At 36.4% G+C, this 15,612-nt stretch carries 16 protein-coding genes; 2 read left to right on the top strand and 14 right to left on the bottom strand.

What is annotated here, in order from left to right; translation table 11 throughout:
- Positions 1-20 precede the first annotated feature (20 nt).
- The 8 genes from dgt to BMX40_RS00390 form a co-directional block, all read right to left on the bottom strand.
- On the bottom strand, positions 21-1,553 hold the full coding sequence (gene dgt, locus BMX40_RS00425; RefSeq protein ID WP_090865679.1) for a dGTP triphosphohydrolase: 1,533 nt from the start codon (positions 1,551-1,553) through the stop codon (positions 21-23).
- A 225-nt stretch (positions 1,554-1,778) separates the two neighbouring features.
- Positions 1,779-1,982 carry a hypothetical protein gene (locus tag BMX40_RS00420; protein WP_090865677.1) on the bottom strand — a complete coding sequence of 68 codons (204 nt, stop codon included), beginning with the start codon at positions 1,980-1,982 and terminating at the stop codon, positions 1,779-1,781.
- Between the two features lie 156 nt (positions 1,983-2,138).
- Positions 2,139-2,960, bottom strand: coding sequence for a nuclease-related domain-containing protein (locus BMX40_RS00415; RefSeq protein WP_090865675.1), 822 nt, complete (start codon positions 2,958-2,960; stop codon positions 2,139-2,141).
- A gap of 26 nt (positions 2,961-2,986) precedes the next feature.
- Complete coding sequence (locus BMX40_RS00410) at positions 2,987-3,418, bottom strand: hypothetical protein (RefSeq protein WP_170840611.1); 432 nt, start codon at positions 3,416-3,418, stop codon at positions 2,987-2,989.
- A gap of 117 nt (positions 3,419-3,535) precedes the next feature.
- Positions 3,536-4,810 (bottom strand): replicative DNA helicase, encoded by a 1,275-nt coding sequence (gene dnaB, locus BMX40_RS00405; RefSeq protein ID WP_090865671.1) that lies wholly within the window; start codon positions 4,808-4,810, stop codon positions 3,536-3,538.
- Positions 4,791-5,132, bottom strand: a complete 342-nt coding sequence (locus BMX40_RS00400; protein WP_090865669.1) for a replicative helicase loader/inhibitor — start codon at positions 5,130-5,132, stop codon at positions 4,791-4,793. The genes dnaB and BMX40_RS00400 overlap by 20 nt, the downstream gene beginning before the upstream one ends.
- The gene (locus BMX40_RS00395) at positions 5,129-5,854 is read right to left on the bottom strand and encodes a DnaD domain-containing protein (RefSeq protein WP_090865667.1); all 726 of its coding nucleotides are present in this window, start codon (positions 5,852-5,854) and stop codon (positions 5,129-5,131) included. The genes BMX40_RS00400 and BMX40_RS00395 overlap by 4 nt, the downstream gene beginning before the upstream one ends.
- A gap of 384 nt (positions 5,855-6,238) precedes the next feature.
- Positions 6,239-6,784 carry a sigma-70 family RNA polymerase sigma factor gene (locus BMX40_RS00390; RefSeq protein ID WP_090865664.1) on the bottom strand — a complete coding sequence of 182 codons (546 nt, stop codon included), beginning with the start codon at positions 6,782-6,784 and terminating at the stop codon, positions 6,239-6,241.
- A 315-nt stretch (positions 6,785-7,099) separates the two neighbouring features.
- Between BMX40_RS00390 and BMX40_RS00385 the strand changes: the two genes are divergently transcribed.
- Both BMX40_RS00385 and BMX40_RS00380 read left to right on the top strand, forming a co-directional pair.
- Positions 7,100-7,363: a helix-turn-helix domain-containing protein gene (locus tag BMX40_RS00385; RefSeq protein ID WP_090865662.1), complete on the top strand. Its 264-nt coding sequence runs from the start codon at positions 7,100-7,102 to the stop codon at positions 7,361-7,363.
- Positions 7,364-7,427: 64 nt separating this feature from the next.
- Entirely contained in the window at positions 7,428-7,907 is a 480-nt protein-coding gene (locus BMX40_RS00380) for a competence protein ComK (RefSeq protein ID WP_170840610.1), read from the top strand.
- A 131-nt stretch (positions 7,908-8,038) separates the two neighbouring features.
- Here the strand turns inward: BMX40_RS00380 and BMX40_RS00375 are convergent, their stop codons facing one another.
- The 6 genes from BMX40_RS00375 to BMX40_RS00350 form a co-directional block, all read right to left on the bottom strand.
- Positions 8,039-9,373: an LlaJI family restriction endonuclease gene (locus tag BMX40_RS00375; RefSeq protein WP_090865658.1), complete on the bottom strand. Its 1,335-nt coding sequence runs from the start codon at positions 9,371-9,373 to the stop codon at positions 8,039-8,041.
- A 14-nt stretch (positions 9,374-9,387) separates the two neighbouring features.
- Complete coding sequence (locus tag BMX40_RS00370; protein ID WP_090865656.1) at positions 9,388-10,797, bottom strand: AAA family ATPase; 1,410 nt, start codon at positions 10,795-10,797, stop codon at positions 9,388-9,390.
- The gene (locus BMX40_RS00365; protein ID WP_090865654.1) at positions 10,797-11,471 is read right to left on the bottom strand and encodes a hypothetical protein; all 675 of its coding nucleotides are present in this window, start codon (positions 11,469-11,471) and stop codon (positions 10,797-10,799) included. Before BMX40_RS00365 ends, BMX40_RS00370 begins: the two co-directional genes overlap by 1 nt.
- A 127-nt stretch (positions 11,472-11,598) precedes the next feature.
- Complete coding sequence (locus tag BMX40_RS00360) at positions 11,599-13,152, bottom strand: DNA cytosine methyltransferase (RefSeq protein ID WP_090865652.1); 1,554 nt, start codon at positions 13,150-13,152, stop codon at positions 11,599-11,601.
- Positions 13,133-14,380 carry a DNA cytosine methyltransferase gene (locus tag BMX40_RS00355; protein WP_211753603.1) on the bottom strand — a complete coding sequence of 416 codons (1,248 nt, stop codon included), beginning with the start codon at positions 14,378-14,380 and terminating at the stop codon, positions 13,133-13,135. Before BMX40_RS00355 ends, BMX40_RS00360 begins: the two co-directional genes overlap by 20 nt.
- Before the next feature lie 235 nt (positions 14,381-14,615).
- A complete protein-coding gene (locus BMX40_RS00350) occupies positions 14,616-15,602 on the bottom strand; it encodes an HNH endonuclease (RefSeq protein ID WP_090865648.1) in 987 nt (328 codons plus the stop codon).
- Between the last annotated feature and the right edge of the window lie 10 nt (positions 15,603-15,612).

Below are 15,612 nucleotides of genomic sequence, written 5' to 3'. Positions count from 1 at the left end.
CTAACCACCTCTCCTTGTCTTTATGGCATTTTAACCCCAGTTATCTTCTTATGCAAATCCAAAGCATATGAATCAGTCATGCCAGAAATAAAATCAGTAATAATCAATAATTTTTCGTACGTGCTTAATGAAGATATCTTTCTTCTATTATACGCTCCATCCTCTGTTTTTTCGAGTAAATGTACAAAAACAAAATTATCCGATAAAATCCTAAATATTTTTCCTGACTTACATTTATGGTCACTTTCATAATCTTCGTCTGACAAGATGCATTCTTTAACAAAAACATCCAAAAGTTCTCGAATGATGGAATCACCAACTAGCTCTAACGACAAAACTTCTTTATTAGGGAAGATATAGTTTACCAACAAAGTAGTAAAAAACCCTTTTAACACGCTCGCTTTAGAAGATTTTTTAAGCAGCTCTTGCTTCCCTAAATTACCTTCCATTATATCATCATAGTTTTCTTCGAATACATTTTTCACTTCTTTTATCATTACTCCCTGTGCCCAAACCCGAAAGTTCTGAACACTTGTTAATTCATAATCAGGGAATTTATTTTTCTTTGCTTTATCATGTTTTTCCTTTAATTCCTTGATCCCATCTTTGTACGTTTCTTTTAGCTCATTCATTTCTTTTGAGTATTTTTCAATAAGTGGCTTTATTTCCTCACCTTCACCAGCTAGGAACTGTTCGAATATACTTTCCCAAGGGACGATCCCTTTTTTTACACCATCTTCAATATCCGACCCTAAATAGGCGATATCATCCGATGCTTCCAATAGATAGGTTAACGGATTTCTTGTTTCTTTCACTCCAACTGTTCCATTAATAATATCTGAAGCGGTATCAACATCCTGTTTGAAATAACCAAACTTTTTATCTTCTTTTGCTATTTTATGAGATGAATCCCACGGATACTTTAATAAAACAGAAAGCGTACCATATGTAAAATTAATCCCATATTCATCATTCAAAAATTGTAGCCTAGTTAAAACACGTAAGCCCTGAGCATTGCCATCAAAGTGTAAGAAATCGTACAGTTCATCTTTTGCAATATAGTATTGTTGTAAAAATGCTTCCTCCGCATCCTGTTTTTCCGAGCCATGTTCAGCTACAAATCTCGTAAACCAGTCCTTGATTACATCCTCCCCATAATGCCCGAATGGGGGATTACCAATATCATGAACCAGACCGGCAACAGCTAATAATGCAGGTATTTTCCCGATATGGTCTTCTGTGAACCCTTCGTCTGCTTTAAGTAACCACTTTTCTAACCATCTTCCAAATGAACGAGCGATTGCAGACACCTCAATGGAATGTGTAAGTCTAGTTCGAATAAAATCATTGTCTTGTAATGGAAATACTTGCGCTTTATCTTGTAACCTCCGTAATGACGACGAACCTACAATACGGTCGTAATCACGCTCAAATTCATTTCGATCATCTAATTTCCGTTTTTCTTCTCTTTTCCGCTTTTCTTCCTCCGAATCGTTTTTATGTCTCGGCCTATTTTCATTTAATATATTGTCCCACGACATGCGATTGTTCAATTTATATTCCCCTTCTTTCAAAAAAATTTACACTGACATTTATAAATTATTCGACAAATTACTGGTAAATCCTTCCTTGAGGGGGAAACAAGTGGTTAAAAAGAAGTTTCTTTATAGTAAACTTATTACTTACTAGTTCATTTGTAAAAGCCCAATAAGAAAATAACCCACCATTACTTATATCAAACTATCCAATGATAAAGTACAAACCATTTCACTCTACTATTAATGTTCTATATAATCTACTAATTGATACGTTGGATATTCACTTTTATATAACCTATATGCCTCCTCTTTAGAAGTAAATTTTAGCCATCCTCCATCTCTTAAAAGTTTGTTAATCCCTTTGTATTTAGGTGTTCTAGACCGATTCTCACTATGAATCCCAAAATGCTTTGTTGGTATGTCGATATTCACCCACACTGCCATGGAAACCTCTCCCTTCACAAGTAACGATAACAAATCATTAGTTATAGAAACCCACTACAATTATGTCTTCTAAATATTTCTATTGGTGTAGGAATAGCCCCTTTCATTCAATAGTAGGGGCTTTTAAAACCTCGGATTAGATCATAAAAATATCAACTAGACTACGGTCTTCTGGTGCTCGTAACAGTATACTTTCCCTTTAAATCTATTATTAGATAGGCAAAAGCTAGCCACTTTTTGGGATACTGACTTATTACAAACCACACATTTAGCATGGCTTTCCGTACGACTTTTTTCTTCTTTATTTTGCTTTATTTTAAAATTATGGTCTGCACGAGCTTTTGCATCCGTGATATTAGCATCCTTCAATACATGATATATTTCCAAACAATCCTTTTCTGTCAATAATGGCTCTTTATGTATCAGTTTTAGAATAGATACTTTTCTTTCTATTGATTCTGTTAGATAAAGGTCATAAATCACGAATTCATCTGATTTTATATCTCTAAGCTCTGAATCTATTTTCAACGTACAGCGTTTCGTAAACGAGACAATGGAGAAAAACGTATCGTGATATTTTTTATTAATATAATATTTAAGCGCTTTGATGTGACCATAATTTTGGATTATCGGACTCAACATCTTAAATTTTCCATTCACAAGCCACGTTTTCCGATTCTTGCCACCATAAATTGTTCCTTGATAATTTTTCGTTTCTATTACAAAGATACCATATGGTGTAATTACAAGATGGTCAATTTGCGAATAACCAGTAATAGACTTTGAATTTTCTATCATAATATCATTTAAATACTTATATTCCTTTGGAAGTTGAGAAAGCTGTATATCTATTTTATATTCTCCGATTTCCCCCTTCCTATTTGCTACATGCTGGCTATTACCTTTTGTTTTACTATTTTTATGTTGCTTGTTCTTACTATCCACTTTTTTCTTTTTCTTAAATAAATTTAGTAACATAAATATCTCCTATATCTAAAGTTCAATTATTCCTGTACATATAAAGCATAAAAAATAATATGCTTTATACCATTATATGGATTCTTGTTATTCAACAGTTCTAAAGGTATAAAAATTTCATGACCTTTTAACACATGACTTCTAATCTTTCTAATATCAAAATTAAATTTATTTTGAACCTCTTTTTGTAATTCTTTGCCTACTAATGTATGCGGATTACCAGGCAAAACATGCAATACAAGTGATTGATAGGAATTTCCACCGTGAAGAGTTGCAAATTTATAATTTTGGTTTTTTACCTTGTAACCAATAGTAGGACCCTTAGCCTCATCATCAAACTCTACATTTGGAAGCTGGATTAGGTATTCATGAATCTTTGTAGCAATGTCTTTTTCGTTAAAGAATTTAAGCTTATTAGTCACTTTTCTTTCCCTCTTCCACTCAATTAACTTCCCCATATAATAATATTATTTATTTCACCAATTAGCTAATATATTAGATTCTTTCACAGTCTCCTCATTTAATAACTTTAATCTGTAGACAAAAAAAGCTTCCCAGTTCCACCCTAACATACATTAGTTCACTAACTGCACCTCCCCCTCAAAAACCCCAAACTCCTTCCGAAACACCATCCTCACCGTCCCCACTGGCCCATTCCGTTGCTTCCCAATAATAATCTCAACTCGATCGGCATCATCAGTTCGGCGGTTATAATAATCATCTCGGTACAAAAATGAGATGACATCCGCATCTTGTTCAATATTTCCTGACTCCCTCAGGTCTGACATGACAGGTCGTTTATCCTGTCTGGATTCCACTCCCCTGGATAACTGCGACAATAATACAATGGGGATATTCATTTCCATTGCCAATAATTTCAACTCTCTTGTGATCTCCCCTACCTCCAAATCCCTTCGATCCCGTCTCACCGCTGGACTAATCAGCTGCAAGTAATCAATGATGGCTACATGCCTTTCATCCGGATGATCGTGAACCATTTTTCGGATTGCAGTTCGTATCTCCATTACAGTCCGCTTCTGATCATGTATCTTCAACCGCCAATCGGAAATCGCACCGATCGCTCCCATAGCTTTTCCGTAATCCTTCGTTGAAAAAGCCATGCTTCTCCATTTTTGGCTATCAATCCGTCCTTCTGCTGAAATCATTCGTTGCAGAAGCTGTTTCGTCCCCATTTCCAAACTGAATATTGCAGACGTCCCACCATTTCTGCAATGTCCAGCAGCTAAATTTAAGGCAAAAGCTGTTTTCCCAACAGATGGTCTTGCAGCAACGATAATTAAATCCCCACGCTGCAGCCCTCCTGTCATCGCGTCTAGCTCATGATACGTTGTCAAAAATCCCGTTGTCTCATCACTTGGAAAGCACATCTCCTCCGTTATTTCGAGCAAATGATCATAGGTTGATTTACCCACTGACTTTCCCCCAATCCTCTGAAAATCTTGTAACCTACGAATCAGCAACTCCAATTCCTGATCACTCGGATCAGAAGCATAAGCCAAGACCTGCTTTCTTGTTTCCCGGTTGCGATAAGCATCTAAGATCAACCGTTCATGATGCTTTAAGCCTGCCGTAGATGCAACAGATTCGACCATTTCCAGAAGATACATCGTGCCCCCAACCTCATCTAATCCTTTTCCAAGATAGGTCGTGACCACAACCATATCAATGAACTCGCCATGATCAACTGCCCGCTTCATTGCCTGATAGATTTTCTGATGAGCCGCATAATGGAAATGCATCTCATTCACAATGAGCTCGCTAAAAAGTGTTCCGTCTAGGATTACTGCTCCAAGCACCGTGGCTTCTGCTTCAAAGTTCTCCGTCTTCATGCACAGCCTTCTCCTTTACGAGTCGAATCAATTCATTTCGAAACCGAAGCTTCATGTCTTCCGGAACCGCTGCAGCTTCCTTTTGCCATTTGTTCATCTTATCGAGATAAGCATTTTCCTTTGGTGGAAAGGCAGCAATATCTGCAATCGTTGGTGCAAAAGGGCTCTTGGCAACATAGGCAGCTAACTTGTCCATCACCAAGCGATACTCCATTTGCTCGAGCTGTGGAATGAGCATCTTCACTTTCCGCTTTGTCACCTCAAACTTTGGATACAATTCCTTAATCGTTTCAAGAATATCTATTGCTTCCTGACGATTCATGATCCTTCCCTCCGCATCTCATCAAATAACGCTTTTGTCTGATCCCGCTCCTTGTTTGGAAATGGAATTGTGTTATGTATACGTTGTCCTTTCTGTTTCTGGAATGCGTTTACCGCCTCAACGGTCACTAAATTGTTATCCACCCATTCCTCCAAAATCCTCTCCACATACCGAAAACTCCTTGCACCGTGTTTGGCTGCATGCTTAATGGCAGCTTCCAGCATGTCTGCTCCTACCTCCTCCATCCATAGCAAAAATTCTTCCCTCGCTACTGGGCTAAGTCGGCCAATAGATGTTTCATGCAATTGAATGAGCTTTTCCGCGCGCGTCTCTCCTCTTCTGTCTTTTTGTCTATGTCTTTCTCTAGGTATGGTCAAGGATTGGTCCGCAGATCGGTCAAGGGATTGGTCAAGCTTTGGGTCAGGAGATCGGTCAATGTGGCTGACCAATGACACCATTTGGTATTTCGGAGCACGCCCTTTTGCCCCTTTTTCAAACATGATTAAATCATGTTCCATTAACTTTTTCCTTGCATCCGCTAACCCTTGCTTGGACAACCCTGTTAGCTTTTGAACCGTAGCGTTTGCCACATTAAATTTACTTTTCCAGCCAACTGAATTATTTATCGTCATCAACGTATACCAGAGAGCAACAGCACTCGTGGATAATTCGTTTAATAATAACCATTCCTTAAAAGCTTTCATCTCTTTAAAATATTCCATTTCACTTCCAACCTCTCTCTATTCGAATTTCCTTTTCCTGATCCACCAGCCATGGATGGATCGACTCTCTTATGAACCTTCATTTACTATGGGAAATTTGTTTGAGTTACACCATGCAGTAGACTTTTTCCGTATGAGCTCCTTCGTAATCCGCATCTTCTTTTATCGTTAAGGTTTGCCTCTCTAATTTCAACTACCTTACATTCCATCGACTTAATCGGAAACGATCATTTCTTATCCTATAGTAATCGCTAAGAAGATGGTCTTGGTGGCATATTTTCCAAAATATATTCCGAAAAATCATGCCACGATTGATCCGTTCGTTTCGATTGTAAGATTGAATAGAAGGAAGCCGAACTTTCGTATCGACTTCCATTTCATCAATCAAGGTTCCGAATAAATACCAGATGCTCGTAACTTTTTCCGAGCCTCTCGTCCCCAGCTCTTTACGGTGTTAATGCTGACTTGTTCAGCCTCCGCAATTTCCTTCTGGGGCATCTCTTGGATAATGGCGTAATAAACCCACTTCCATTGGTTGTCGGTTAAGGTTGCTTGGACTTGCTCCCAAATCGTTTGATCCGATATGGTAATATCCGTAGGCGGAACAATCGGAAGCTCCGAGCCCCCAAATCGATTGCCATCATCTTGATGGATCTGTTCTTGCTTGAGATAGGCATCTGTTTTTTCTTCGTCTCTAGCCTTACTTCGAATCAAATCAATCATGCGATTCTTGATCATATAGTTAAAATATGTGGACAACGGTCCTTTATCTGGTTGATATTTTTTATAGGCCATCCACATGGCATATAGCCCTTCCACATAAAACTCCTTATGCGTATCGTTGATCTGCAGCTTGTGGATGTAGTAATGAATTTTGTTTTCATTCTGTTTAAAAATCTCTTCGAAGGTCCGTTTTTCATCATCGCTCATATACTCCTCTCCATTCTTGTTTATTGTGCCGGCAAACTAAGGATAGAAAAAAAGGGTACAAGCTGTCCTGTTTCCTAACTTTTGGGAAATCGCTTCAAAATTGAATTTTGCTAGGGGAAAATTCAATTTTGGCAGGTGCTTTCATCATGAAAATTGAATTTTAGTTTGGATTGAAGAAGTTAGGGTGTTTTTCAAATTGATGGCACATCAAAAATAAATTTCGTATTTATACCATTTATTACCAATTTTTACACGATCGTATATAGAATAGCTTGATATTTAACTAGACAATGGGGCTAAAAGAGGAGATAGCCCGTGAATAAGGAAGAACAAAAATACATTGCACAATATGTTGGAAAACAAGTAAGACTCATTCGAACCATTGAAAAAGGCCGAAGTCAGGAAAAGTTTGCTGAGGATGTCGACCTTTCCATGTCGCAAATTGTACAAATGGAAGGTGCTGGGAAAGTCCCTCGTATGGATACCTTGGTTAAATTAAGACAACATTTAAACGTCAGCATCGATCAATGGATTGATGAGATCCTAGCCGAATCCGATAAAAGTCAGGCGGATGAATAGGTACCCTCACCATTCATCCCCCCTTCCTTTCGACAAGGTATCTCTCCAAAAGGAGTGCCCCTCATTGAAAAATATCCTGCCACACTATCACATCAATGAACACACCTTAGCATTACTCCCAGGAAAGCATATCGATTACCAAACCATTGCCCTAGAACATGATCGAAAACTCTACATCAAGAAAACCCCTTTTGAAATAATCAAAAGAGGTTGCTTGGACCACTATAGTACGTATGAAGGTAGAAAAGCTGCTGTTACGCATCACACTGGATTTAAACGGAAGGTTCCTATTCCGATCAGTGTGAGTAAAGGTATTTATGCCTTTCCAACCCATCCGTTGAAGGATTTGGATTGTTGTTGGGTGTTTTATCAGCATGTTTTGGGGATTGAGGAAGATGTTCAGAATCCGTATCAGTCGGTTGTAGTGTTTAGGAATAGGGTTGAGGTTTTTGTGAATGTTGGGCGGGATGGGTTGGTTAGGCAGATGGAGAGGAATGGGGAGATTATAATTAGATTAAATTCTTTTAGATTCAACACCCTATAATATATTGATATATTAAATGGGTTTTATGCTTTAATAATTTCTTTGAAATCAAAGAGATATTCTCGCTGCTTTAGTCAAGAGCAGCGAGAATATGACACAAATTACTCAAATTCATTTCAAATACTAACGTCTTAACCATTTTTGTCCCTCAATACTACTTGTATTCCCTCATAAAAATCATCCGGATAAATTTCGCTCTTTATATAGTAATCAAAAACTTTCGCAGCATCTAGACGTTGTAAATAGATAGGATGAAATTCCGACATAAATGGCAACTCGACTTTCCCAAAAATTCCTTCTTCGTCTTCCGTGGGCATTAAGAAAATATTATACCAATTGTAGCCCTGTAAGGTTAAAACAGAGCGTAGCGCTTTTTCATATAAATATTGCTTCGAGACGTCTCCTATACCTGGATTATGAAACACACTTTTTCCTGATGTACTAAAGCTTGTATTATAGTATTTGACATCCATCACAAAAAAGCTTTGAATTTTCGGTTGATCCACTATTAAATCGGGGATTAAAGTATCCGTTTCAGCCATTTCTTCCGTAACAAAACCCGTCCACTGTGGCTTAGGAATTCGTTCCTTATATTGATCATATTGATTTCCTAAAACAAATGAACAAACCTTCTCCCAAACCACATGAAAAGTTCTAGTACCAAACAATTGAACACTGTCTTCTGCTTCAATTCCATTCTCCTTAGAAAGGAAATAAAAAAGTCCCCGTAACACTTTTAGTTTGTGGTCGTAGAATTGCTGCTGCATCTCATTTTCAATAACATATAATAAATAATCGACCGATCCCAGCTCATCTATTTCGATATCAAAATCAACACTAGGGTAATCAAATAAACCAATATTGACCAGTTGCTCCATGTAAGAACTGCATTGGGATAAAACATATTGATGAATCTGCCTAATGATGTATGTCTCATCATTTAGTGACTCATTAGTAAACAAATCAAAATAGATAGGAGTTTCTTGAATTAAAAAAGCATCTTGCTCCTCTATAGTTTTATTCCAACCGATTTCTCCTTCGCCATTTATAATCGTTTCCGTTTTCTCGTTAGTATAGAGTCCATTCTCTAGGTAATCCGTTAACAAAAAATCGATAACAGAAAACAACTCAAATTCAGATTCCTCTTCCATGTTTCCTAGTGTTTCCTTTTCAGAGCTCAGTAAATTTTCACGCTTCGAATAGGCGAGAAAAAGGTCAATTAATTGCCTTTGGTTATATAAATCAGGTATGCCTGTAATATATTTTGGAATGAAAAACACAAACTGATTATTGTACTCTAATAACCCAACAAATTTAAAACTATAAGTCGAATCCTCATTTTGTTCTAATATTTTCATTTCACGCATCCGGCGCTTAAATTCAGCTAATTGTTCGATATCTAAACGAAGGATCGTCATTAGCTCTGATTCAGTATATGCTTGCCACTCTTTTAAATAAGCTATCATTGTTATCCCTGCTTTTAATTTACATGAGCTTGAAGCACTCTTGTAAAGTTCTCTGAAAAGACATTGTTATCATCGTCCCTATCAAATGTCTCCATTATTTTTGAAAAAGATGATGGTCCAAATAAAATGTTTTTATTAGTCTTCAGGACATCTTCTGCTAAGTACATCATCAATTTATTTTTAAAAGTTTGGTTAAATGTTTCTGTATCACCACTTAACACGGACTTTTTAATAAAAAATGGCCCAATTAACTTATCTTCCTTCATATGGCGTACATGTTCTAGTAGGAAATCATTCAATTCTTTACGAAAAACGTTCCAGTCGATATCACCGATCCCTGGAAGTGTAATCGATATATTTTCTACTTCACTCTCGTTTTCATTAATACCTATGTATTCAAAATCAAATCTCCGTTTGAATGCACTATCGATCGGATGTACTCCTTGATCTGCAGTATTCATTGTTGACCATATATAAAAGTTATTTGGTAAGTATAGCTCATTATTCGATAGGTTAATTCCTGCTTTGTTCTCTAAGTACTCCTTTATATCCTCGGATACCATGATGTTATATTCACTCTTTCCAGTATCATCACGATCCAAAAGCTGAAAGATATCCCCGAATACTGCAGCTGTATTTGCTCGATTTATTTCTTCCACAATCAATAAATAATTGCGGTTTTCATACGTCAACGCCTTTGCTAACAACCGTAGGAATGGACCTGGTACTAATTCATATGTAATTGGATTAGCTCCGTCAGATGGTCTAGGCTTATACGTTCCAACAAATTGCCCGTAAGAGTAATTGGAATGAAAGGTTACCCGTTCATAGTTATTTGCGAAATACTTTTTACGCTCTTCTTCCAGTTTATAACTCTTACCAGTACCAGGTGATCCAAATACGATTCGGTTATGTGGTTTGTTTGCAGTCTTTGGATCTTCACTAGGACGCTCATAACTTACGTCGGGTTCTCTGACTTCTTGTTCTTCATCGTCTATACCCGAGTCATCTTCATTGAAAAATGGTTCAACTAATCTCGTCTCAATTATTCTAAAATTAGATTCTTCAATTTGATTTAGCTTTCCTACCTCATTCGGATCAGCATGAATCATTTTTGTGTAAAGAGCTTGATCCAACCCTCTTAATTCTTCAAGACCAAAACCATGCACGGACTCTAATTTTTTACGGAGTGTGATGGAAGGACTATTCACTTCCATAACCTCAAAAATATACCGAATCTCATTTGTTGGGGGAGAAACAAATCCGAAAATTTCATCTCCCACTTCAATATTATCACCTCGAAATACGGCACCATCACGTTGTACGTCAGTATTAATTCGTATATCAAATTGAAAAACATTTTGTCCTTCGATATATGTAAACGGATTGTTTAATGAATGAATCGTTAAAACCCAATAGCTCATCAGTTAACACCTTCCTTTTCGATAACACTAAATTCCCAATTGATTGGTCTACTAATTGTATATTCATTTCCGTTATCTAACTTGGTTAGAATTAACTTATTTTTGCTTTTGAACTCATCCTGTTCAACCAAATTAAATAATCCATCAATACGATAAGATTGAAACGCATTCGGAGAATCTGCTCTCTTACGTATCAATCCATTATCCTCGATTGTTACTGTTGATTGACCACTTGTAGTCAAAACATTAATTTCGAAAGGAAGAGAAGGAACGAAGCGATTAAATCGCTCTTGATTCCAAGTTGTAAAATACTTTTGATTTCCTAAATAATATAGAACAACGATATTATCATATTTAATATAATCAAAATAATATTGACTTTGCCCATCATCATATTCAACTTTTTGTAAAATCACTTCATCTCCCGGTTCCAATGCTTCACTTCTAGCATAAGGACCAAATTGATACAATCTATTTTCATTTGTAAATTTCATATTAAATTGATGTGAACTACCATCTTTTTTACTTGTAAATGTCATTGTATGATTAGAATGGATATCAAAAAACAGATCTGTAATATACTCTGCTTTTGGAAAATAAATATAGCTATCATTTGTACCTGATTGACCGATCGAAGTTGGAGTTAATCTTGTTGAAAAACTAATAATTCGCATAAAATTCCTCCTGCCAAAAACATATAATACTTTTACTATATCGAAAATGCTTGAAATAGAAAAGACCCTATTAACATGAAGAGAGGAAAATCTCCCAAACACTAATAGAGTCTTACTGTACAATAAATTAAATTTTAACTAATTGATCTTTTTCAGTTAGTTTGTTTAAATACCCTTTCAACACACTCGCAAATCCACGAGCCATTAGTGGTGGTACCGCATTTCCAATCTGCATATATGTTTTCAAGTATGGTCCAAGAAATACATAGTCATCCGGAAATGACTGGATTCTTGCTGCTTCCCTTGGTGTCAGACTTCGAACCTGCCTTGGGTGAATATGGGAATGACAATCCATTTTCATATGTGCTGTGATTGTACGAGAAGGTTTATCTTCAACTAACTTGAAATATTTGTCCTTAAAGATATGGCTACGATGCTGATATGGCATTATATCTTTTACACGTTCACTTGTGGAGTCTTCCCCTTGTTCGAGTCGACGATAAATTTCTCGGTCATTTTCATTATTAAATCTTGCCTTATGATTATAAACGATAGGTTGCTTTCTACCCTCATTGATTAACTCAAGGTACTCATTAGATTGATGATAGTATTCATTTTTATCCACTTTCTTCCCATACTCTTCATGGTCTACTTCCGTCATATTTTTGACTTCTGCAGCCTTTAGAGGTTTAATATGCTCCAAAGCGTGTCTTAGGAAATAACGCGGATTGTTCATTGTTCCAACTAGAATATCATCAATGATTTGCGATGCAGAAAGATTTAAGGTTTCTTTCACATCCCTACGTACCCCAATATAAATTAAACGCTCCCGATTTTGGGCAACAGAGAAATCATGCGAATTGAACACATGGTAATCTACTTCATAATCTACCTTCTCCCCATTTATATCAACGCTAATTTGATGGAAGTCCTCTACAACCTGATCCGCAACGCTACGCATACCTTTAACATTCTCCATCACAACAAACCTAGGTTTGATAATTTCAACAGCTTGGACAAAGTATTTATAGAGTATATTTCGTGGATCATCGATAATCCGTTGACGATTCGCATTACTAAACGATTGACATGGTGGCCCACCAATGATTACATCTACCTCACGATCCACATAATCATCTATCTGATCTAGAATCTCTTTAATATCCTTTTGAAGAATACGTTCTTCCTGCACTTCAGGATGATTAAATTTATACGTTTCAACCGCAACTTCCTCAATTTCATTAGCCAGCTGAATTTGAAATCCCTCTTGAACAAATCCAAGGCTTAAGCCTCCTGCTCCAGCAAAGAAATCTGCAATACGAGGAGACTCGTTGTCTAGTTCTACCTGTTTTTGTAGTTGTTGTCGGTAATGATTGTAAAAATTTTCTAAAATAAAGTCTGTCTCTTCTCTATGCTGTTGATAAAAATCAACAATCTGGAGAAAACGTTCAAAATCTGCTCCTAATATTTTTTTTAATTTTGGTAAATCACTTTCTGAGGATATCAAACCAATATCAATGATTTCTTGAACGGCAGTTGTTTGATCATATAGATGATTTGCCAAATCTAAGTTAGCAAAAGAACAGTACTCTTCCATGGTACGAATCATCAGATTCACTTTCTCAAGGAGGCTCTTCTTCATTGACTTATTTTCAAGTTGATCAATGTGCTGAAATAACATGTTTGCCCTTCTCCTTGCTTTTTTCAATATCTATTAAATACTCTTTTAACGTGCTTGCAATTTGTCTTGCCATTAACGGAGGAACAGCATTTCCAACTTGCTTATATTGTTGTGTTCTGGATCCCATAAACCAAAAATCATCTGGAAACGATTGAATCCGTGCTGCTTCTCGAACAGTAAAGGTACGTGCTTGCGTATGATCTGGATGGATGAATTGGTTTCCATCTTTATAAAGATGAGCAATGATTGTTTTTCCTGGGTAATCCCAACGCTGTACAACATAACTATTATTAAATAGCCTCTTCTTTTCATGAACGAGCTCAGGAACCTGTTCATAGAGTTCACCTAAGGTCCAGTTATTTAAACTCATCAAACGATACCGTTCCATGTCTTTTTCATTGTGACCTCTAGCACGATGATTATAAAGCTTTGTAAAATCCTTCTTTCTAACTTCAACTAAATACCGATTCCATTTCTCTGGCTGGAACTCGCTCTCTTCATTTCCTTCTCCAGGAAGTAATTTCGGCAAATCAGAAATCGCCTCAGCAACTGTCACATACTTTTGTTGACTTGGAGTTCCCTCTTCTTCTGGGTGATAATGCGTTTTTCCTATTGCATCATAGATTAGGTTGGGTTGTATATTTAAGTCCCTACGAACCCCTATAATAATGACACGTTCTCTAGTTTGTGGCACGCCATAATGTGCAGAGTTTAACAAAATTCGGTCAAAATCCGTAACGATATCATAATTTTCACTCATTCGGTCAAAAATCATATCAATTACTAATCTACCATTTATAGTTGCATTTAAAATTCCTTTTACATTCTCAAAAACAAACATTTTTGGCATTGTCGCATTTAGGATATCAATATAGTTTTCAAACAAGAAATTTCTTGGATCTTCTCGCATGGAGTTTGGATCTTTTGCTCGTCCAAGTGAAGAAAACGATTGACAAGGCGGTCCTCCGACTACCAAATCTACCTCTCTATCATCAACCACGTTAAGTAATTTAGTCAGTACTTTTGGATCTGTCATGTCCTCGCAGAGAACTGCATTTTCGACTTCTTCCTCACTATAGTTGTAATAACGCATCCGTTCTTTCAATGTTTCACATGCATGCTTATCTATCTCTATATGTGCTAATGCTTTAAAACCTTTCATATAAAAGCCTTCACTAAATCCTCCACAACCTGCGAATAGATCTATGAAAGTAAAACCTCTATCCAATAAAATCCCCTCCAATTCTAATTTGTAGAATTGAGTCATCAAAGTTATCAAATCATAATTAAATATACTTAATTATAATACAAAACGCACGTTCGTTAAAGGGGAGAGCTCAAAATAATCTTTTAAATTGTGGGATATTATATATATTAATAATTTCATTGGCAGAACTTGAGGTAGTCAGTCTTCTCTACCCAAAAATATTGAAGTAACAAATTTAAAAAAGAGGGACTTTTAGTCACTGCCCCCATACCACATCAAATCCATTCTTAATCGAATAATCATAAAGCAAACTAATCTTTTTATCCGTATAATTCGTCATCAAGCTAGACACTTTTTCATCCTTTTCATTTAATACTAGCACGTGATTTCGACTAATAATATTCTCTAAATAATATTTTTTCGGTAACTTATCACTTTTAGAGTTATTACACACCTGACAGGACAACACGAGATTCCAAAGCTGATCAGACTGAACAAATGACCACGGAATAAAATGGTCTACATGTGTTTTTCCCTTAGCAGATGACAAAGGTTTTCCGCAGTAGAAACAGGTATGTTCAAAGTGATTTAACAAGATCTTCTCAAATGGACGGAGTGATGAACGCTTGGCAATACTTTCGACTTTACCCAGTAGGTAATTAATACTTGGAACCTCATTCAGCGATTCAATCATTACTGCCATGTGATAATTGGTTAGGTTAACTACTAATCGCTGATATTTCAACATGAAATTATGTACGGCAGGGTTTAACTTAAAGTACTCTGACTTGTGTTCGAAAGCGTAAAACTTCCCTCCTGTATCCCCATATAATGCACCAAATACATTTTGTTTCATCGTCGTTTTAATTTCAGATACTAATTTGATTTGCAGCTGGCCATTCAACTTATCAAAACTGAAGTCAGAGGGGATTTGGTGCTTTTGTTGAGCATCCTTAATCACCGTTACTACTCTAGCATTTTTACCTCTATTCTGTTTGACCAAATTATGTTTTACGATCAGATTCCAGTACACTTTCGTAAAAGAATAAGCCAATTGATCATAGGTTAATTCAAACCTGTCATTTACTTGATACAAGTTTTCAATCAATGCTTTAATTAGAGCAAATTTATACGTAGATGACTTAACCGATTTACTGGATAAGACAACCGTGAAAATCCTCCAAATTTCTTCTTCAGTTAAGTAAGCTTCGTTCAATTCACCTACTTTAAGTTTATGACTCATCAGACATTCC

This window comes from Oceanobacillus limi, assembly GCF_900111445.1.
Classification (GTDB): Bacteria; Bacillota; Bacilli; order Bacillales; family Amphibacillaceae; genus Ornithinibacillus; species Ornithinibacillus limi.
Note: the sequence above shows the minus strand (reverse complement) of the source record. Positions and strands in the feature narration are given on the sequence as shown.